Raw genomic sequence first — 19,296 nt, forward strand, 5'->3', positions numbered from 1 at the left:
CGGCGTTTACGATTGAAAGCGAACGCCCTCGGCGCGAGAAATCCCCTCATGGCAATCTTCCGCGTTCACGCACGAAGATTGCTGCATCCGGGTGCACGGTGGGTCTGGTCACGCTTCCAGCTGTGCGCACGAAAGCAACAAGGGACACAACAACGTGCAAAACTCTCTGAAGAAGGCGGCGCTGCGTAGCGCAGCCAGCCTGCCCGTATTCGCTCTGGCCTTCGCTACGAGCGCATACGCGCAAGACCAGGCCGCAGCCGACGCCGACGATTCGGCCAGCGCCCCCGCCATCGTCGTCACCGGTTCGCGCATTTCGACGCCGAATCTGGAATCGGCCAACCCGGTCGCCATCCTGACCGGCGAGCAGGTGTTCAGCAGCGGCAACCTCTCGGTGGGCGACCAGCTGAACGAACTGCCGCAGCTGCGCAGCTCCTTCAGCCAGGCCAATTCAACTGCGTCCCTCGGCACCCGAGGCCTGAACTTGCTCGACCTTCGTGGTCTGGGCACCGCGCGTACTCTCGTTCTGGTCAATGGCCGCCGGCACGTTGGCAGTGACGTCCTCGTCAATGCCGTCTCGGTTGACGTCAACACGATCCCCGCCGACCTGATCGAGCGCGTGGATGTCGTGACGGGCGGCGCTTCGGCCGTCTACGGTTCAGACGCCATTGCCGGCGTCGTGAATTTTATCCTCAAAGAAGACTACGACGGCATCAGCTTCCGCGGTCAGAACGGCATTTCCAACTATAAGGATGCCGGCAAGCAATTCGCCTCGGTTGTCGTCGGCAAGAACTTCTCCGAAGGCCGCGGCAACATTACGCTGGCCGCCGAATATTCACACTCGGATGACTTCTACGCCTCCGACCGTCCGGGCTTGCGCAACAATCGTGGCTTCGTCGTAACGGATGCCGATGCGACGGGCACCATTGTGAACGGTTCCAACGGCATTCCCGATCGCACGTTCTATAACGACATTCGCTCGGCAACGATTTCGCTCGGCGGCATGGTCGCAGCTTATGGCGGCGGCAACTGCGGCAGCGGCAGCAATGGTCGTGCTTTCACCTGCAACTATCTGTTCCAGCCCGACGGTTCGCTCATTTCCCAGACCGGCGAGCGTATTGGCATCGGTCCTAACGGCAGCTTCCAAGGTGGTAACGGCAACAACAACCGCGAAGACCGTCTTCTGGCCCTTTCGCCGGACTTGAAGCGCTATACCGTCAACCTTACGGGTCACTACGAGATCACTCCGGCTCTCGTGCCCTTCTTCGAAGCGAAGTACAGCCGCACGGACGCACGCGGCTCGCAGAGCGGGCCGTTCTTCTCGCAAGGCGCTACCCTTGGCGACTCGCGTGAGCGCGTTCGTCTCGACAACCCGTACCTGAATGATGATGCTCGCCAGACCCTGACGAACTCGTTCCTCGCAGCGTCAGCCGGTCGCATCAATCCGAACACTGGTGCCGTTTATGCCAACAACGCGGCAGGCGACGCCGGCCTCGCCACCCAGTTGAGCGGAATTGCCGACGGCTCCTACCAGTTCAGCCTGCGCCGCAACTGGACCGACTTCGGCGTGCGCGACGAAGAGATCAAGCGCGAGACCTTCCGCATTGTCGGCGGCCTCAAGGGCGATTTCAACGACGACTGGAAGTACGAACTGTCGGTCAATTACGGCCAGCACAAAGAACGCAACCTGATTCGCGGCAACGTCAATGTTCAGCGTTATCTGCTGGCTCTTGACTCTACCACGGATGCAAACGGTAATATTGTCTGTCGTTCGCAAGTCGATCCCAGCGCCGCCTTCTCGTACCTTACCGGAGAGGGCGTTGCCTCAGATCCTCGCCTCGCCGGCGATATCGCGGCCTGCGTTCCGCTCAATCCGTTCGGCCAGGGCTCAACCTCGCAAGCTGCCAAGGATTACATCCTCACCAACAGCCTTGCTACCGGCAAGATGACCCAATGGGATATCCTGGGTTACGTATCCGGCGACACGAGCCAGTTCTTCAATCTCCCCGGCGGCCCGGTGGCCTTCTCGGTCGGCGGCGAATACCGTCGCGAAACGGTTCGCTACGACCTCGACGACCTGACCCAGGAAGGTTACGCTTTCTACAACGCCATCCCCGCCTTCACGGCTCCGGCGTTTGAGGTGAAGGAAGTGTATGGCGAACTGCTGTTCCCGATCCTCAAGGACAAGCCGTTCTTCGAAAACCTGAGTCTGCGCGGCAACGGCCGTATTTCGGACTACAAGGGGTCGGCCGGCACGGTCTATGCTTATGGTGGCGAACTGGTCTGGAGTCCGGTGCGCGATGTCACGTTCCGTGGCACCTACTCGCGTTCGGTCCGCGCGCCGAACCTGGTTGAACTGTACTCCGCAGCAGGCCAGAACTACGCTCCGAACTTCACCGACCCCTGCTCGTCGCGCAATATCAACAACGGCACGACCTATCGCGCCGGTAATTGCGCTGCGGCAGGTATTCCGGCCAGCTACGACTACAACTACTCGTCGTCGCTGGAAATCGTGAGTGGCGGCAACCCCGACCTTCGCGCGGAAACGTCCGACTCCTTCACGGTTGGCACCCTGATCCAGCCGCGCTGGATCCCCGGACTGTCCATCTCGGTCGATTACTGGAACATCAAGGTCAACAACGTTATCGCCTCTGTCGATGCACAGACGATCGTCGACCAATGCTATGATTCGCCGAGTCTCGACAACGTGTTCTGCGGGTTGTTCCAGCGTGCAGGCGCTGGCGGTGCCGGTACCGGTGAACAGCCTTATCAGATCCTCGAGGGTTCGCTCTTGCAGAGCTCACTCAACTACGCGAAGCTCAAGGTTCGCGGCCTCGACACCCAGATCAACTACGATCATGCGTTTGACTTCGGTCGTCTGTCGCTGACGGCCTACTGGACGCACTACTTCCAGAACGACCAGTTCATGGATCCGACCAACCCGTCCTACAAGGATACTCTCCTCGATGAGTTGAACTATCCGTCGGACGCGGTGACCATGAACGCCTCGTTCCAGACTGGCGCCTTCAAGCTCGGCTACCAGCTGCGCTGGCTCGGTGGCATGTATCTGAACGAGTACGAGGACTATAACTCGGTCAACGGCGTTCCACCGCAGAACGAAGACTACGCGCCGATCAAGAAGTACCCGGATGTATTCTACCACGACATTCGCGCTTCGTACGACGTCGATGATAAGTACACGCTCTATTTTGGCGTTGACAACGTCTTCAACAAGATGCCGCCTTACGGCCTGACTGGCGTGGGCGATGGCTCGGGTGTGTACCCGAACATGGGTCGCTACTTCTACACCGGCATCACTGCCAAGTTCTGATCTTTTCGATCATAACCACTCTTCGGGGGCGGCGGGTTATCCTGCCGCCCCTTTTCTTTGGCCGTTCGAGCGTTCAAGAAAGGCGCCATGACTCAAGCCAGTGAACGTGCCCGCAATGCGCTGGACAGCGGGCGGCAGCAGGACGCCGTGGAGATCGCGCAGGAAGCCGGCGCTCGGGGGGACGCCGAATGTCTCGCCATGCTCGCGCGGTGGCGGCTGATCGGTAGTCCCCTGCCTCGCGACCTCGGCGAAGCGCGCCGTCTGCTGCGTGCGGCCACGTCCGCCGGCAGCGAAGATGCCGCGCTGATGGAGGCCGCTCTCACCGCCAACGGTACCGGCGCCCCTCAGGACTGGGCAGGCGCCACGGCCATCCTGCAGGAGACCGCGGAGCGTTACGGCGGCACCGCCGCGCAAGACCTGGACCTGCTCGCGCGGATGGAGATCGACGCGGACGGCTATCCCCTCGCTCTGCCCGAACCCGAGCGGCTGGGCCGGGGCTATGAGGTCAGGCGCTGGCGGCAGTTTGTGACTCCCGAGGAATGCGCGCATCTCGCCATGTCCGTGCGCGACCTGCTGGCGCCCTCGATCGTCGCGGATCCCCGCACCGGCCGCGCCATACCGCATCCGATCCGCACGTCATCTGCTGCCGTGGTCGGTCCGACCCGCGAGTCCCTGCCGCTCCAGGCCATCATGCGGCGGCTGGCCGCAGCCACCGGCACGCGCGTGGAACAGGGCGAACCGCTCAACGTCCTGCACTATGCGCCCGGGCAGGAATACCGCGCTCACATGGATACTCTGCCGCACGTCACCAACCAGCGTAAGGTGACGGCGCTGCTCTATCTCAACACCGGTTATCTCGGCGGCGAAACCTGCTTTCCCGAGCAGAACCTCTCGGTTGCGGGCGGCGGCGGCGACATGGTCGCCTTCGACAATACACTCCCCGACGGTTCGCCGGACCCCCGCAGCCGTCATGCCGGCGCGCCGGTCCGGCAAGGCGCCAAGTGGGCCGCCACGCGCTGGATCCGGGCGCAGCCCTTCGACGTGTGGGACCAGGGCTGAGCGGTGACGCCGTGACAAAAAGGCCCCGGCAATGCCGAGGCCTTTTTCCGTTCGAGACGGTCGCGATCACTCCACCACGATCGCCAGTGCGCCGTCGCCATCGTCGATCCGCAAATGCGAGCCGTCGGGGACTTCGCCGGCAAGCAGCTTCTCCGCCAGCGGGTCCTGCAAGTAGCGCTGCACCGCGCGCTTCAGCGGCCGCGCGCCGTAGACCGGATCATACCCTACCCGGCCGAGCCAGCGCTTCGCGGCCTCGGTGAGGTCCAGCGTGATCTTGCGGTCCTTGAGCAGCTTCTGCACGCGCGCGACCTGGATATCGACGATCGGGCCCATGTGTTCCTGGCCAAGGCGGTGGAACAGCACGATTTCGTCCAGACGGTTGAGGAACTCGGGCCGGAAATGCCCGCGCACCACTTCCATCACTTGCGGCTCCACGCTGTCCACGTCCTGATCCTCGTCGAGCTGCGTCAGGTACTGGCTGCCGAGGTTGCTGGTCAGGATGATAAGGGTGTTGGTGAAGTCCACCACCCTGCCCTGTCCGTCAGTCAGGCGGCCATCGTCGAGCACTTGCAGCAGCACGTTGAACACGTCCGGATGCGCCTTCTCGACTTCGTCGAACAGCACGACCTGATAAGGACGGCGCCGCACGGCTTCGGTCAGCACGCCGCCTTCATCGTAACCGACATAGCCCGGAGGCGCGCCGATCAGGCGGGAAACCGCGTGCTTTTCCATGAACTCCGACATGTCGATGCGCACCATCGCGCTGTCGTCGTCGAACAGGAAGCCGGCCAGTGCCTTGGTCAGTTCGGTCTTGCCGACGCCCGTGGGGCCGAGGAACAGGAACGAGCCCAAGGGCCGGTTCGGATCCTGAAGCCCGGCGCGGGCACGCCGCACCGCCTTGGACACCGCCGAAACCGCGTCCTTCTGGCCGATCACGCGCGCGCCGATCATCTCCTCCATCTTGAGGAGCTTCTCGCGCTCGCCTTCCAGCATCTTGTCCACCGGCACGCCGGTCCAGCGGCTGACGACACCGGCGATGTCATCCTCCGTGACCTCTTCACGCAAAAGAGCGTTGCCCGCCTGGGCCTGCGCTTCGGTCAGCTTGCGCTCCAGCGAGGGGATCGTGCCGTAGGACAGCTCGCCCGCCTTGGCGAGATCGCCAAGCCGCTGGGCCTGATCGAGTTCGCTGCGCGCGGCGTCGAGCTGCTCCTTGATCCGGCCCTCGGCGGCGATCTTGTCGCGCTCGTTCTGCCAGCGGGTGGTCAACTCGCTCGACTGCTGCTCCAGATTGGCCAGTTCCTCGCGCAGAGCGACGAGGCGGTCCCGGGAAGCCTCGTCGGTCTCCTTGGCGAGGGCCATTTCCTCGATCTTGAGCTGGATGATCCGGCGGTCGAGCTTCTCGATCTCCTCGGGCTTGCTTTCCACTTCCATGCGGATGCGGCTGGCGGCCTCGTCCATGAGGTCGATCGCCTTGTCCGGCAGGAAGCGGTTAGTGATGTAGCGGTTGGAGAGCGTCGCCGCGGCCACCAGCGCCGCATCGGTGATGCGCACGCCGTGGTGCAGCTCGTACTTTTCCTTGAGCCCGCGCAGGATCGAGATGGTGTCCTCGACCGTCGGCTCGCCCACGAAGACCGGCTGGAAGCGGCGCTGCAAGGCGGCGTCCTTCTCGACATACTTCTGGTATTCGTCGAGCGTGGTCGCGCCGATGCAGTGCAGTTCGCCGCGTGCCAGCGCAGGCTTCAGCAGGTTGCCCGCGTCCATCGAGCCTTCGGAAGCGCCCGCGCCGATCAGCGTGTGCATCTCGTCGATGAACAGGATGATCTGCCCGTCCGCGCCCTTCACTTCGTCGAGCACGGCCTTCAACCGCTCCTCGAACTCGCCCCGATACTTGGCGCCCGCGATCAGCGAGCCCATGTCGAGCGCCATGAGGCTGCGGTCCTTGAGGCTGTCGGGCACGTCGCCATTGGCGATGCGCAGCGCCAGACCCTCGGCGATGGCGGTCTTGCCGACGCCGGGATCGCCGATGAGGACGGGGTTGTTCTTGGTGCGACGGGCGAGGATCTGCACGGTGCGGCGGATTTCCTCGTCTCGGCCGATCACCGGATCGAGCTTCCCGTCCCGCGCGGCCTGGGTGAGGTCGCGCGCGTACTTCTTCATCGCGTCATAGGCGTTCTCGGCCGAGGCGCTGTCGGCATTGCGGCCGCCGCGCAGCTCGGAAATCGCCGCCTCCAGTGCCTGGGGCGTGAGGTTGGCGGCCTTGAGCGCCTGCCCGGCCGAAGTGATGGTGGCAAGCGCCAGCGCCAGCAACATGCGCTCCACGGTGACGAAGCTGTCGCCGGACTTGGCGGCGAGCTGCTCAGCCTGATCGAGCACGCGCACCGCGTCATTGTCCAGGCCGGGCGCGCCTTGCGCGCCGCTGCCCGAGACGGTGGGAATCTTGCCCAGCGCCTTGTCGACCTCCTGCACGGCGAAGGCCGGGTTGCCGCCCGCGCGCTGGATGAGACCGGACGCCATGCCCTCGCTATCCTCGAGAAGGGCCTTGAGGACATGGTCGGGGCTGATGCGCTGGTGGTTCATGCGGATCGCAACGGTCTGCGCCGCCTGAAGGAACCCCTTGGCCCGGTCAGTGAATTTTTCGAGATTCATGGTATGAATTGCCTCCTGATCTCGACCATATAGTGTTGCATATTTACAACACAAGGCATGCCGTGACATTTTTCGCGCCGCGGTCATTTCCGGCCGCAGATGGGAAGAAAGCGTGGATTCTCAAGAGCCGGAACCGGCTGGCTACAAGATGGGAACCACAGCGCCGAATGCCACCCCAAAATCACCTGAGATCGGGCAGGATTTTCCGCGGGTTTTCGGTCAGGCCGCTTCCAAACGTCGCCCGGGCGTTGAACGCGGCGATCCGGCCGCATTCGCTTGGCGCCGCACGCCGCCTTGCCTAGCTTCCGCCAACCAGACCGGAAAAACAACGGGAAGAGGCATCAGACGTGGCGAAATTCACTCCCCAGCAGGCAGCGGACGTGCTTGCGATCAAGCAGGTCGTCTACGAATGGGGCGACGAACTGGACATTCACAACGGCCTCGAAATGCGCAAGACCGACGTGCTGGCCGAAGACGTCTCCTACAACGTCGGCGGCGCCTGGCGTGAAGGGCTGGCAGAAGTGGAAGCCTTCTACAAGGGCCGGGCCGAGGCCATGCGCGCGGGCGCGGGCCTGATGACCATGCGCCACATCATCACCTCGCTGCGCGTCTCGTTCGACGGCGCCGACCAGGCGAAAGTCGGCTACCTCCTGGTCTTCTTCGCCGCGCTGGGCGACGGCCCCTTCGACAAGTATTGCGATCCGCTGGCCGTTGCCGACGTGACGATGGAATGCCGCCGCGATCCGGACGGCGAATGGCGGATCACCCGCTTCGATTCGGGGCAGATCTTCAAGCGGGGCTGAGGGATCAGGGATCCGTCGTCCCGGACTGGATCCGGGGCGACGGCGTTCCGCCGATCCCGGCGCCGCACCATTGCCGCTGGCCCTTGCCGAACAACGTGCTAGACCTTCGGCCATGCGACTTGCTCCTCGTTCCAGCGCCATCGCGCTCGCCGCCGCTCTGCTCCTCTCCGCCTGCGCCAGCGCCCCGACAGCGGACCTCGCCGCGGCGCCTGCCGCGCCTGCCGACAAGGCGGGTCCGGCCCCCGCCTCCCCGGCCGAACTCGTGGCCAAAGTTGACATTCCCTACGAGAAGTTCGTGCTGGCCAACGGCCTCACCACGATCGTCCATACCGACCGCAAGGCCCCGATCGTCGGCGTGACGGCCTATTACAAGGTCGGCTCCAAGAACGAACCGCGCGGCAAGACCGGCTTCGCGCACCTGTACGAGCACTTGTTCTTCGGCGGCTCGGCCAACGTGCCGGACTTCGATATCCCACTGGAAGCGGCAGGCTCCACCCCCACGAACGGCTCGACCTGGTACGATCGCACCAACTACGTGGAAACCGTGCCCACCGGCGCGCTCGACGTGGCCCTGTTCATGGAGAGCGACCGCATGGGCCACCTGCTGCCCGCGGTGACCCAGGACAAGCTCGACAAGCAGCGGGGCGTCGTCCAGAACGAGAAACGCCAGGGCGACAACCAGCCTTACGGCCTGTTCGAATATGCGCAGAGCGAAGGCCTGCTGCCCGTCGGCCACCCCTATCGCCACTCGACGATCGGCTCGATGGCCGATCTCGACGCCGCCACCCTCACCGATGTGCGCAAGTGGTTCACCGATCACTATGGCCCGAACAACGTGGTGCTCGTGCTCTCGGGCGACATCGACGCCGCCACCGCGCGGCCCAAAGTGGAGAAGTGGTTCGGCGACATCCCGCGCGGCCCGGACATCAAGCCGGTAACTGCGGAACCGCTGACGCTGGGCGCGCCGGTGAAGCGCGAGATCGTCGATCAGGTGCCGGTCCTGCGCCTCACCCGCAACTGGACCGCGCCCGGCCTCAACGACCGCGAGACGCTCGCCCTGCAAATGGGCATGCACATCCTCGGCGGCCTCGCCAGCTCGCGGCTCGATAACGAACTGGTCCGCGGACAGCAGCTGGCCGTGGCGGTAACCGCCTATTCGCAGGTCTTCCAGCAGCTCAGCTTCCTGACCATGGCGATGGACGTGAAGCCCGGCGTGGACCGCGCCAAGGCCGATGCCGCTTTCGACAAGGTGCTGGCGGACTACTTGCGCGACGGGCCGACGGAAGACGAAGTGCGCCGCGCCGTCGTCAGCACGCTCTCCGGCGAGATCGGCGGGCTGGAACGCGTCGGCGGCTTCAGCGGTAAGGGCGCGACCCTGGCCGAGGGCCAGGTCTATTCTGACGATCCGGCAAAATACAAGGAAGACCTTGCCCGCATGGCCGCGCTGACGCCGGCGGAGATCAAGGCGGCCATGAACAAGTGGCTCTCGCGCCCGGTCTATGCGCTCGATGTCCTGCCCGGCCAGCGCAAGGAAAGCGGCGATGCCATGGGCGGCTGGGGCGACGAGGCGGAAAACCCCGCGCCCGGCTCCAACCCGAAGGGCGCCGCCCCCAAGGGGAAAACCCCCACCCTCGCCGCCGGCCCCAAACGCGATATGCCGCCCCTCGGCCAGATCGGCGCCCTGACTTTCCCCGCCATCGAGCGCACCACCTTGTCGAACGGCATTCCTGTGGCGCTCGCGCGCCGCACTGCCGTGCCAAAGCTGGTCCTCACGCTCGACTTCGATGCCGGCTATGCCGCCGATGCGCTCGACACGCCGGGCACGCAGGGGCTGATGCTGGCCATGCTCGACCAGGGCACCAGCAAGCTCGACGCCACTCAGATCGCCGAAGCGCAGGAACGACTGGGCGCCAGCATCTCGATCGACGGCTCGCTCGATACCAGCAGCGTGACGCTCTCGGCGCTGTCCGCCAATCTGGCGCCTTCGCTTGATCTCACCGCGCAGATCGTCCGCGACGCCGCCTTCGCACCCTCCGAGGTCGCCCGGGTCAAGGCGCAGTCGGAAGCGGAGCTGGCACAGGCGCTGTCCACGCCGAACGCTCTCGCCGCGCGTTCGCTGGGGGCGGAACTCTTCGGCACGCATCCTTATGCCCAGCCCGGTGACGGCCTTGGCGATGCCGCCTCGCTGGCCGCGTTGACCCCGGCGCAGCTCAAGGCCGCGCGCGACAAGTGGCTTCGCCCCGATATCGCCACCATCACCGTCGTCGGCGATGTGACCATGGCCGAACTGAAGCCGATGCTCGAACGCGCCTTCGGGCAATGGCAGGCCCCGGCCGCGCCCAAGCCCGTCAAGCCGCTCGGCGCCGCCGTGCCGGCGGCAGGCGGCAACCGCATCGTCCTGATCGACCGTCCCGGCTCGCCGCAGTCGGTGATCATGGCCGGCCGCGTGCTGCCGATGACCGGCCGGACGCCCGATACCGAAGCACTGCAGCTCGCCAACGACGTGATGGGCGGCGGCTTCCTCTCGCGCCTCAACAAGGACCTGCGCGAGGAAAAGGGCTGGAGTTACGGCGTGCGCAGCGGCGTTGCACAGCCTGTCGGACCGCGCTCGGTACAAGTCTCGGCCCCGGTCCAGTCGGACAAGACGGGAGAGGCGATCAAGGCGATCATCGCCGACATGGGCGCGTTCCCGGGCAGCAAGCCGGTGACCGCCGAGGAACTGCAGCGCGTCACCGAAGGCGCGATCCGTCAGCTTCCCAACCAGTTCGAAACCGGGGCGGCAGTGCAGGCCGCGATCCGCAAGAATGACCGCCTCGGCCGGCCCGAAGACTACTACGTCGGGCTCGCCGCGCGCTACCGCACCATCGATGCCAAGGCGATCGGTGCCGCCGCCACCCAATACCTCCAGCCCAAGGGCCTGACCTTCGTGGTGGTGGGCGACCGCAAGCTGGTGGAACCGCAACTCAAAGGCCTGGGCCTGCCCGTGGAAGTGCGCGCCGCCCCGGCCGCGCCTCAAGGCCAGGAATAAAGGAGAGAAATGGAATGTCGCTGCTCGGCGGAACTTACGAATGCTCGACCAAGACCCCGATGGGCCACCAGAAGGGCACGCTGACCATCGTGCCCGAAGGTGACACTTTCACCGGCCAGATCACGGGCGATCTCGGCACGATGGAGCTGCGCGGCGGCACCATCAGCGGCAACCAGCTGAGCTGGAAGATGAAGATGACTTCGCCCATGCCGATCGACCTCGACTGCAAGGCCACGGTCGACGGCACCGCGCTGACCGGCACTATCAAGGCCGGGTTCTTCGGCACCATGCCGCTGGAGGGCACGAAAACGAGCTGATCCGGAGTGCGGCGGCGGGATGAGACCTGCCGCCCGCGCCGGCCTGACGCCGGGTTTTCCGGAATGGCCGGACCCGGCACACCGGGTCATTGCCGAGCGGACTTCACGCCGCACAACGAAAAAGCCCCGGAAAAGCGCTCTGCTTTTCCGGGGCTTTTTCTATTCGTTGAGGCGCAAGATCAGCCCAGCTTGGCCTTGAGGATCTCGTTCACCACCTGCGGGTTGCCCTTGCCGGCCATGGCCTTCATCGTCTGGCCGACGAAGAAGCCGAACAGCGCGACCTTGCCTTCGCGGTACTGCGCCACCTTGTCGGCATTGGCGGCGAGGATCTCGTCCACCTTGGCCTCGATGGCGCCGGTGTCCGATTCCTGCTTCAGGCCCTCGCGCTCGACGATGACACCGGCATTGTCGCCGGTCTCGAACATCGTTTCCAGCACCTGCTTGGCGATCGAGCCCGAGATCGTGCCCTTGCCCACCAGCGCCAGCAGTTCCGCCGCCTGCTCGTGGCTGATGGGCGAGTCTTCAAGGCTCTTGCCCTGCTTGTTGAGCGCGCCGAAGAACTCGGAGATGAGCCAGTTGGCCGCCTGCTTGGCGACTTCGGCAGGCTGCTTGCCCTGCGCCGAAGCGGTTTCCGCCAGCAGCGCCTCGAACCAGGCGAAGGTATCGACGTCGGCGGTCAGCACGGCGGCATTGTAGGCCGAAAGCCCCAGTTCGCCTTCGTAGCGGGCGCGCTTGGCGTCCGGCAGTTCGGGCAGGCTGGCACGGCATGCTTCCAGGAAGGCATCGTCCAGTTCCAGCGGCAACAGGTCCGGATCGGGGAAGTAGCGATAGTCGTGCGCGTCTTCCTTCGAGCGCATCGAACGCGTGGAGCCGGTGGTGGGATCGAACAGACGGGTTTCCTGCACGATCTTGCCGCCCGCTTCCAGCACGTCGACCTGACGGCTCGCCTCGTGCTCGATCGCCTGCATGACGAAGCGCACGGAGTTGACGTTCTTGGTCTCGGTACGGGTGCCGAGTTCGTCACCGGGCTTCCGCACCGAGACGTTGACGTCGGCGCGCATCGAGCCCTGGTCCATGTTGCCGTCGCACGAGCCGACATAGCGCAGGATCGTGCGCAGCTTCGACAGGTAGGCGCCTGCTTCGGCGGGCGAAGCCATGTCCGGACGGCTGACAATTTCCATCAGCGCCACGCCCGAGCGGTTGAGATCGACATAGGACATCGTCGGATGCTGGTCATGCATCAGCTTGCCCGCGTCCTGCTCGACGTGGATGCGCTCAATGCCGATGACCTTGTCGGCCGGGATGCCCGCCTTCTCGTCCGCCTCGATGGTCAGCGAGCCCTCACCCACGATCGGGTGATAGAGCTGGCTGATCTGGTAGCCCTGCGGAAGATCGGCGTAGAAGTAGTTCTTGCGGTCGAAGCGCGACCACTTGTTGATCTGCGCCTCGATCGCCATGCCGGTACGCACGGCCTGACGGATGCATTCACCGTTCAGCACCGGCAACATGCCCGGCATCGCCGCGTCGATCAGCGAGACCTGGCTGTTCGGCTCCGCGCCGAAAGCCGTCGCCGAGCCGGAGAACAGCTTGGAGTTCGAGGTGACCTGCGCGTGGACTTCGAGGCCGATCACGACCTCCCAGTCACCGGTGGCGCCCTGGATGCGATAGGTTGATTCAGTCATCGTGTTTCGGTCCACTCCTGGGGCGACGCAGCAGCAGGTGCCGCTGCCCCTCCCCGTCATTCCTTTCCCGCTCCGGCGTCTTGCGCCGACGAGCGGGTCGGTCGTCCCCTCTCTTGTGCTTGCTGCCGGGAACAAGGTTCCCGAGACTTACCAGCAGGTCGAGAAGGGTAAACCAGTCTACCACCACTTCTCCGGCTTGGCCGCGAACTGCGCGCGCTGTTCGAGCGCGAGACCGGCGTTCAGCACGCCCTGTTCGTCGAAAGCCTTGCCGATGACCTGAAGACCCAGCGGCAGACCTTCACGGTTGAGGCCGGCCGGAACCGACATCGCCGGAAGACCCGCGAGCGAGGCCGGCACCGCGAAGACGTCGTTGAGGTACATCTTCAGCGGATCGTCGACGTTCTCGCCCAGGCCGAAAGCGGCCGAGGGCGCGGTCGGCGCGAGGATCACGTCGCACTGCTCGAAAGCCTTTGCGAAGTCCTGCGCGATCAGCGCGCGGACCTTCTGGGCCTGCGTGTAGTAGGCGTCGTAGAAGCCGGCCGAGAGCACGTAAGTGCCGATCAGGATGCGGCGCTTCACCTCGGGGCCGAAGCCGGCGGCGCGGGTGGCGGCGTACATGTCCTGAAGGTTGGCACCGTCCGGCAGGTCGCGCAGGCCATAACGCACGCCGTCATAGCGCGCGAGGTTGGACGAGGCTTCGGCAGGCGCGATGATGTAGTAGGTCGGCAAGGCGTACTTGGTGTGCGGCAACGAGATCTCGACGATCTCCGCGCCCGCATCCTTCAGCCATGCAATGCCGTCGTCCCACGAATTCGACACGTCTTCATCCAGGCCATCGACGCGGTATTCCTTGGGAATGCCGACCTTCTTGCCCTTCATGTCGCCGGAAAGCGCGGCTTCCCAGTTCGGCACCGGCAGGTCGAGGCTGGTCGAATCCTTGGCGTCGAAACCGGCCATGGCTTCGAGCATGATCGCGCAGTCCTGCACCGAGCGGGCCATCGGGCCTGCCTGGTCGAGCGAACTGGCGAAAGCGACCACGCCCCAGCGCGAGCAGCGGCCATAGGTCGGCTTGATGCCGGTGGTGCCGGTGAAAGCGGCGGGCTGGCGGATCGAGCCGCCGGTATCCGTGCCGGTAGCCGCCGGGCAGAGACGCGCGGCGAGTGCCGACGACGAACCGCCCGAGGAACCGCCCGGAGCCAGCGCGGCATTGCCGCCGTCATTGCGCTTCCACGGCGAGATCACATTGCCGAAATAGCTGGTCTCGTTCGACGAGCCCATGGCGAACTGGTCGAGATTGAGCTTGCCCAGCATGCCCGCGCCGGCATCCCACAGCTTCTGCGAGACGGTCGATTCGTACTGCGGCTTGAAGCCTTCCAGCATGTGGCTGGCGGCCGTGGTCTGCACGTCGAAGGTCGCGAACAGGTCCTTCATGCCGATCGGCACGCCGCCCATTTTGCCGAGCGCTTCGCCGCGCGCGCGCTTGGCGTCGGTGGCCTGCGCGGCTTCGATGGCCTTTTCAGGCGTGGCGATGATGAAGGCGTTCAGCGCTTCCTGCGCAGCGGCGACATTGGCGTTGAACGCTTCTGCCACTTCGACGGCGGAGAAATCGCCGTTCGCAACGCCGTCGCGGATCTGCGCGACGCCGAGTTCCGTAAGAGAGTTTGAAGTATCGGGCATTATTCGATCACCTTGGGCACGCCGAAGAAGCCGTGTTCGGCAGCGGGAGCATTGGCCAGAACGGCATCGCGCTTGTTGCCGCCGGTCAGCGGATCGGCATCGATCACGTCATCGCGCAGGCGCAGCGTGTTGGGGATGACGGCGGTCATCGGCTCGACGTTCGAGGTATCGACTTCGCCGAGTTGCTCCACCCAGGCGAGAATGCCGTTGAGTTCGGGGACCATCGCCTCGATTTCAGCCTCGCTCACCTTGATGCGGGCAAGGCTGGCGATCTTCGCAACGGTTGCGGTATCGACCGACATGGCTTTCCTTCAGGTTTGACCGGCATGGCGCACCACGCCGGGAGATCAGTCCGGGCAGCTAGCACCCGGCCGAATTTGCTTCAAGCAGGGACGCCTCCGCGAGGAGCACGCCCCGATGCGCTATTGGCAGGCGCGTTACTGGCCGGATTGGCCCGGTTGCGCCTGCTCCTGGCCTTGGCCTTGTTGTGCCGCGATCATCGCGTCCAGCTCGGCCTGGGTCTTGAAGTCCAGCAAGGTGACTTCGAAGACGAGATCCGAATTCGGCGGAATCGGTCCGCCGCCCTCGGCGCCGTAGGCCAGCTCCGAAGGGATCTCCAGGCGATAGCTGCCGCCGCGCTGCATCTGCACGAGACCGTCGGCAAAGCCGGGCACGACGCTTCCAACCGCCATCGGCATCTGCTCGTTCTGGTCGAACACGGTGCCGTCCTTGAGCATGCCCTTGTAGCTCACCAGCACATAGTCCTCGCGGGTGGGCTTTTCGCCCTGCCCAGCGGTCAGCGTGGTGACGGCGACCTTGCGGGCCGGCGCGGCAGCCGTGGAGCCGACAGCCGGCGCGGCCTTTTCCTGCGCGGCGGCCGGAGCCGCGGCAGGCAGGACGAAAGCCAGCGCCAGAAGCGAAGAGCCGATCTTGCGGTTCATGAAGGACGCGATCAGCGTGCCGGGCCTTCGGCGCCGGGCACGACACCGCCCGGAAGGGCGCCGCCGGGGATGGCCGCGCCGGGTGCGCCAGGAGCACCGCCGCCCTGCATCTGCTGGAGCTGCTGCATCAGGCGCTGCTGCTGTTCGATCTCGGCGCGGCTCTTGAAGTCCAGCAGCTCGATCTCGAAGTTCAGGTCCGTGTTCGCCGGGATCTGGCCCACGGCCTTGTCGCCGTAGGCAAGCTTCGCGGGGATCTCGACGTCGTACTTGCCGCCGCGCTGCATCTTCACCAGCGCCTTGGAGAAGCCCGGGATCACTTCGTTGAGCGCCATCGGCACCTGCTGGGCCTGGTCGAAGACCTTACCGTCAGGCAGCGTGCCCTTGTAGTTGATGAGCACCACGTCCGCCACGGTCGGCGATTCGCCGGTGCCGGCGGTCAGCGTCTTGACATGGACCTGCGGCGGCAGGGCAGCATAGGCGACACCACCCGCGGCCAGCGCGATTGCAGCGACGCCGAGCCAGATCTTGCCCAGCGAGCCCTTTTCAATCGGCTGCAGCGGAACGCGAGTGATCTCAGTCATGGTCTAGGGCCTCGTTCGGGTTCGCCCGCCAGGAACACCTGCACGGCAGATGCACAAAGGGCGCGGATGGAAATTTCCGCGCCCTCATGGCTCAAGCCGGAGCGGCGTTCAAGCCGCAAGCCGAGCAATTTAAGATGTGCCAATCACAATCGTGTCATCACGATCCTGACTGTAGCGGCATCCTTGCGCGAGGCCCGCTCGGAAACGGGAACCATGCGCTGCCGCAACCCCGCCCACCGGGCGGGGCCGACGCCGATCTTACTTGGCGCCGTCACGCTCCATGCGCTTACGCTCCAGCTTGCGGGCGCGACGCACAGCGGCGGCCTTTTCGCGAGCGCGCTTTTCCGACGGCTTTTCGTAGTGACGGCGCAGCTTCATCTCGCGGTAGACGCCTTCACGCTGCAGCTTCTTCTTGAGCGCACGAAGAGCCTGATCGACGTTATTGTCGCGGACGAGAATCTGCATAAACCGACACACCTCACAAATCAAAAGTACGAATTCCGCATTCCGACGCGGAAGGTACCCTGAAAGAAAAACACGAATTTGCACCGAATCCCATGGCGGGGTCGGCTCGAAGTTGGGGGCCGCTAGCACTGCCAGCACCGGAAGGCAAGCAACCTTGGCCGTTTTCTTGGCCCGGATGCGCTCTCCACCGGGTTTCGAAGCCCCGATGGAGAGCACTTATACACCGATAGAAAGGATCAGGCCAGTTGATCCACGACCAGGCCCGCGGCGGAAACCGCAGCCGAGGTCGCCGCCGAAGCGGTATAAGTCGTTCCCTCGGCCTGTTGGGCCTTCAGGTTCTCCAAAAACGCCTGCACGGCTGCGAGAGTCGCGTCGGCTTCGTCGGTCTCTTCGGTATCGTCGGTCGAATCGGTTTCATCCGTTTCGTCCGTCGCCTCGGTTTCGTCGCTCTCGTCGGCTTCCTCGACGGACCCGCCGCCGGGAGGCGGACCGCCCGCGCCGCGAGGGCCACCGGGACCACCGGGGCCGCCCGGCCCGCCTGGTCCGCCGGAACCACCTTCACCCGCTGCGCCCGCATCGCCGCCTTGCGACGGGCCTTGCGCGAACAGCGACTGCAAGGCACTCGCCTGGTCCTCGCTGAGCGTGCCATTCTCCACCTGGTCGGAGATCAGCGAATCGATCCGATCCTTCATCTGCGAAGGCGCGAGCCGGCTGCCCGATCCGCTGGTACCGAGCGCGTCGTCGATCGAATCGAGGGCCGATTCGAGCGCCGAGGCGTCCGTATCGCTGATCGATCCATTGCCGACCGCGGTCGAGATCTTGTCGTCCATGTCCTGACGCGGATTGAAAAGAGCGCTCAGCGCGCTCGTCGACGATGAGATTTGCATTATTATGTCTCCTTGCGGAGTGGGGTCGCACCCTGGAACCTTTATAGACGACTGCCCTGCCGGACGGTTCGGACGGCGACGATTGGAAAACTGCGCATTCGCGGCTAAGGCGGCGCGATGTCCCAACCTTCCTTTCTTGCCTCCTCGCTCTTCGTGGCGTTCGGCGGCGGTCTAGGCTCCTGGCTCCGGTATCTCGCCGGGCTGGCCTGGACCTCCGCCATCGGACCTGTCCGCGCCGGCGCGTTTCCCTATGGCACCCTGACCGTCAATGTCGTCGGCAGCCTTGCCATGGGCGTGCTGGCCGGCTGGCTACTGCTGCGCGGCACCGAGGGCGAGAGTGCTCGCCTGCTTATCGGCGTCGGCGTATTAGGCGGCTTCACCACGTTTTCCTCGTTCAGCCTCGATACCATTGCCCTCGTCTCGCGCGGGCAGGTCGGTCTTGCGGCTTTCTATGTCGCGATCACGCTGATCGCAGGCTTCGCCGCGCTGTTTGCCGGTCTTTCCATCATGAAGGGAGTCGCCGCATGAGCCGCGACAATTCGGACACTGTCCGCCAATTTACCGTAGGCCGCGACGATGAAGGCGTTCGTCTCGATCGCTGGTTCAAGCGCCACTTGCCCGAAGTGGGCTTCGCCATGGTCTCGCGCTGGGCGCGAACCGGGCAGATCCGCGTCGACGGCAAGCGCGCCGATGTCGATACCCGCCTGACGCCCGGGCAGGTCCTGCGCGTACCGCCGGGCGGCGAGGCCAAGCCCGGCCTGGGCGGCTCGCGCCCGCGCCGCGAACTGACCGAGGAAGAGATCGAACGCGCCGACGCGATGGTCCTCACGCAGGACCGCGCCGCCATCGTGCTCAACAAGCCGCCGGGCCTCGCCACGCAGGGCGGTTCGGGCATGAAGGAACACGTCGACGGCCTGCTCGACGCTTATGCCGGAAAGGGTCCGCGTCCGCGCCTGGTCCACCGCCTCGACAAGGACACCTCGGGCGTTCTGCTGGTCGCCCGCACGCCGGGCAGCGCCGCGTTCTTCTCCAAGCGGTTCTCCGGTCGCACCGCGCGCAAGATCTACTGGGCGCTGGTGGTCGGCGTGCCGAGCATCAACGACGGCATGATCGAGCTGCCGCTCGCCAAGCAGCCAGGCACCGGCGGCGAGAAGATGCACGTCGATGAGGAAGGCGGCCAGTCGGCCCGCACCCGCTACCGCGTGCTCGATCGCGCCGGCAACCGCGCCGCCTGGGTGGAACTCCACCCGCTGACCGGCCGTACGCACCAGCTTCGCGTCCACATGGCCGCCATTGGCCACCCCATCGTCGGCGACGGCAAGTACGGCGGCCAGGAAGCGTTCCTCTCGGGCACGATCAGCCGCAAGATGCACCTTCATGCGCGCCGCCTGATCATCGATCACCCGGACGGCGTGCCGCTCGACGTGACCGCCCCCCTGCCCGAGCATTTCGCCAATTCGCTGGCCTCGCTGGGCTTCGACGAGAACGACGGCGCCGAATTGCCCGAAGCGCCCCCGGCGCCCGGGAAGGACGACGAGAAGCGCATGGCCAAGGCCCATGCCAAGCAGTACCGCAAGGAACGCCGCGGCGAACGACGCTCACGCCGCGACGGCAGCTCGGAACGCCCCGGTTCGCGCGGCAAGCCTTCGGGCAAGCCCGGCAGCAAGCCCGGCAGCAAGCCCGGCAGCAAGCTGGGTGCCAAGCCTGCCGGAAAACCCGCGGGCAGGCCGGCGGCCAAGGCCGGACCCGGCGCGAAACCCGCTTCCAGGCCCGCTTCCAAGCCCTCTGGCAAGCCCTCTGGCAAGCCCGCCGCCCGCCCCGGCGGCGCGCGTCCCTCTGCAGGTGGTCCGTCGTCGCCGCGAGGTAAGCGGTGACCACGTCC

General features: G+C 65.3%; 15 protein-coding genes. 7 read left to right on the plus strand and 8 right to left on the minus strand.

Annotated elements, in window-relative coordinates:
* Positions 1–154: 154 nt before the first annotated feature.
* Positions 155–3,328 (plus strand): TonB-dependent receptor domain-containing protein, encoded by a 3,174-nt coding sequence (locus AB4Z00_RS17255; RefSeq protein WP_442046707.1) that lies wholly within the window; start codon positions 155–157, stop codon positions 3,326–3,328.
* Positions 3,329–3,415: 87 nt separating this feature from the next.
* The gene (locus tag AB4Z00_RS17260; RefSeq protein ID WP_442046708.1) at positions 3,416–4,387 is read left to right on the plus strand and encodes a 2OG-Fe(II) oxygenase; all 972 of its coding nucleotides are present in this window, start codon (positions 3,416–3,418) and stop codon (positions 4,385–4,387) included.
* 66 nt (positions 4,388–4,453) lie between these two features.
* Here AB4Z00_RS17260 and clpB read toward each other — a convergent pair whose 3' ends face one another.
* Positions 4,454–7,033: an ATP-dependent chaperone ClpB gene (gene clpB, locus AB4Z00_RS17265; RefSeq protein WP_442046709.1), complete on the minus strand. Its 2,580-nt coding sequence runs from the start codon at positions 7,031–7,033 to the stop codon at positions 4,454–4,456.
* Between the two features lie 347 nt (positions 7,034–7,380).
* Here clpB and AB4Z00_RS17270 point away from each other — a divergent pair, with 347 nt between their 5' ends.
* The 3 genes from AB4Z00_RS17270 (at position 7,381) to AB4Z00_RS17280 (ending at position 11,181) form a co-directional block, all read left to right on the plus strand.
* Complete coding sequence (locus tag AB4Z00_RS17270; RefSeq protein WP_134093155.1) at positions 7,381–7,836, plus strand: nuclear transport factor 2 family protein; 456 nt, start codon at positions 7,381–7,383, stop codon at positions 7,834–7,836.
* 112 nt (positions 7,837–7,948) lie between these two features.
* Entirely contained in the window at positions 7,949–10,864 is a 2,916-nt protein-coding gene (locus AB4Z00_RS17275; protein ID WP_442046710.1) for a M16 family metallopeptidase, read from the plus strand.
* Between the two features lie 14 nt (positions 10,865–10,878).
* A complete protein-coding gene (locus AB4Z00_RS17280; protein ID WP_132263421.1) occupies positions 10,879–11,181 on the plus strand; it encodes a hypothetical protein in 303 nt (100 codons plus the stop codon).
* 179 nt (positions 11,182–11,360) lie between these two features.
* Here the strand turns inward: AB4Z00_RS17280 and gatB are convergent, their stop codons facing one another.
* The 7 genes from gatB to AB4Z00_RS17315 all read right to left on the minus strand — a co-directional run bounded on the left by gatB (position 11,361) and on the right by AB4Z00_RS17315 (position 17,414).
* Complete coding sequence (gene gatB, locus AB4Z00_RS17285) at positions 11,361–12,863, minus strand: Asp-tRNA(Asn)/Glu-tRNA(Gln) amidotransferase subunit GatB (RefSeq protein ID WP_442046711.1); 1,503 nt, start codon at positions 12,861–12,863, stop codon at positions 11,361–11,363.
* A gap of 177 nt (positions 12,864–13,040) precedes the next feature.
* Positions 13,041–14,540 carry an Asp-tRNA(Asn)/Glu-tRNA(Gln) amidotransferase subunit GatA gene (gene gatA, locus AB4Z00_RS17290; RefSeq protein ID WP_442046712.1) on the minus strand — a complete coding sequence of 500 codons (1,500 nt, stop codon included), beginning with the start codon at positions 14,538–14,540 and terminating at the stop codon, positions 13,041–13,043.
* Positions 14,540–14,842 (minus strand): Asp-tRNA(Asn)/Glu-tRNA(Gln) amidotransferase subunit GatC, encoded by a 303-nt coding sequence (gatC, locus tag AB4Z00_RS17295; protein WP_134093159.1) that lies wholly within the window; start codon positions 14,840–14,842, stop codon positions 14,540–14,542. Before gatC ends, gatA begins: the two co-directional genes overlap by 1 nt.
* A 135-nt stretch (positions 14,843–14,977) precedes the next feature.
* Entirely contained in the window at positions 14,978–15,481 is a 504-nt protein-coding gene (locus tag AB4Z00_RS17300; RefSeq protein WP_132263428.1) for an FKBP-type peptidyl-prolyl cis-trans isomerase, read from the minus strand.
* 11 nt (positions 15,482–15,492) lie between these two features.
* A complete protein-coding gene (locus AB4Z00_RS17305) occupies positions 15,493–16,062 on the minus strand; it encodes an FKBP-type peptidyl-prolyl cis-trans isomerase (RefSeq protein WP_132263430.1) in 570 nt (189 codons plus the stop codon).
* 258 nt (positions 16,063–16,320) lie between these two features.
* Positions 16,321–16,527, minus strand: coding sequence for a 30S ribosomal protein S21 (rpsU, locus tag AB4Z00_RS17310; protein ID WP_007688176.1), 207 nt, complete (start codon positions 16,525–16,527; stop codon positions 16,321–16,323).
* Positions 16,528–16,763: 236 nt separating this feature from the next.
* A complete protein-coding gene (locus tag AB4Z00_RS17315; protein ID WP_442046713.1) occupies positions 16,764–17,414 on the minus strand; it encodes a hypothetical protein in 651 nt (216 codons plus the stop codon).
* 117 nt (positions 17,415–17,531) lie between these two features.
* On the opposite strand from AB4Z00_RS17315, the gene crcB reads away from it, so the two are divergent.
* Both crcB and AB4Z00_RS17325 read left to right on the plus strand, forming a co-directional pair.
* Positions 17,532–17,942: a fluoride efflux transporter CrcB gene (gene crcB / locus AB4Z00_RS17320; RefSeq protein ID WP_442046714.1), complete on the plus strand. Its 411-nt coding sequence runs from the start codon at positions 17,532–17,534 to the stop codon at positions 17,940–17,942.
* Positions 17,939–19,288: an RluA family pseudouridine synthase gene (locus AB4Z00_RS17325; RefSeq protein WP_442046715.1), complete on the plus strand. Its 1,350-nt coding sequence runs from the start codon at positions 17,939–17,941 to the stop codon at positions 19,286–19,288. Before crcB ends, AB4Z00_RS17325 begins: the two co-directional genes overlap by 4 nt.
* Positions 19,289–19,296 lie beyond the last annotated feature (8 nt).

The organism is Novosphingobium sp. YAF33, from assembly GCF_052113265.1.
Classification (GTDB): domain Bacteria; phylum Pseudomonadota; class Alphaproteobacteria; order Sphingomonadales; family Sphingomonadaceae; genus Novosphingobium.

What these genes read in the sequence shown, in the direction of transcription:
- AB4Z00_RS17300 (WP_132263428.1), bottom strand. Translation starts at nt 15,481, where the DNA reads ATGAACCGCAAGATCGGCTCTTCGCTTCTGGCGCTGGCTTTCGTCCTG.
- AB4Z00_RS17275 (WP_442046710.1), top strand. Translation starts at nt 7,949, where the DNA reads ATGCGACTTGCTCCTCGTTCCAGCGCCATCGCGCTCGCCGCCGCTCTG.
- gatC (WP_134093159.1), bottom strand. Translation starts at nt 14,842, where the DNA reads ATGTCGGTCGATACCGCAACCGTTGCGAAGATCGCCAGCCTTGCCCGC.
- gatA (WP_442046712.1), bottom strand. Translation starts at nt 14,540, where the DNA reads ATGCCCGATACTTCAAACTCTCTTACGGAACTCGGCGTCGCGCAGATC.
- AB4Z00_RS17260 (WP_442046708.1), top strand. Translation starts at nt 3,416, where the DNA reads ATGACTCAAGCCAGTGAACGTGCCCGCAATGCGCTGGACAGCGGGCGG.
- AB4Z00_RS17325 (WP_442046715.1), top strand. Translation starts at nt 17,939, where the DNA reads ATGAGCCGCGACAATTCGGACACTGTCCGCCAATTTACCGTAGGCCGC.
- clpB (WP_442046709.1), bottom strand. Translation starts at nt 7,033, where the DNA reads ATGAATCTCGAAAAATTCACTGACCGGGCCAAGGGGTTCCTTCAGGCG.
- rpsU (WP_007688176.1), bottom strand. Translation starts at nt 16,527, where the DNA reads ATGCAGATTCTCGTCCGCGACAATAACGTCGATCAGGCTCTTCGTGCG.
- AB4Z00_RS17315 (WP_442046713.1), bottom strand. Translation starts at nt 17,414, where the DNA reads ATGCAAATCTCATCGTCGACGAGCGCGCTGAGCGCTCTTTTCAATCCG.
- crcB (WP_442046714.1), top strand. Translation starts at nt 17,532, where the DNA reads ATGTCCCAACCTTCCTTTCTTGCCTCCTCGCTCTTCGTGGCGTTCGGC.
- AB4Z00_RS17305 (WP_132263430.1), bottom strand. Translation starts at nt 16,062, where the DNA reads ATGACTGAGATCACTCGCGTTCCGCTGCAGCCGATTGAAAAGGGCTCG.
- AB4Z00_RS17280 (WP_132263421.1), top strand. Translation starts at nt 10,879, where the DNA reads ATGTCGCTGCTCGGCGGAACTTACGAATGCTCGACCAAGACCCCGATG.
- gatB (WP_442046711.1), bottom strand. Translation starts at nt 12,863, where the DNA reads ATGACTGAATCAACCTATCGCATCCAGGGCGCCACCGGTGACTGGGAG.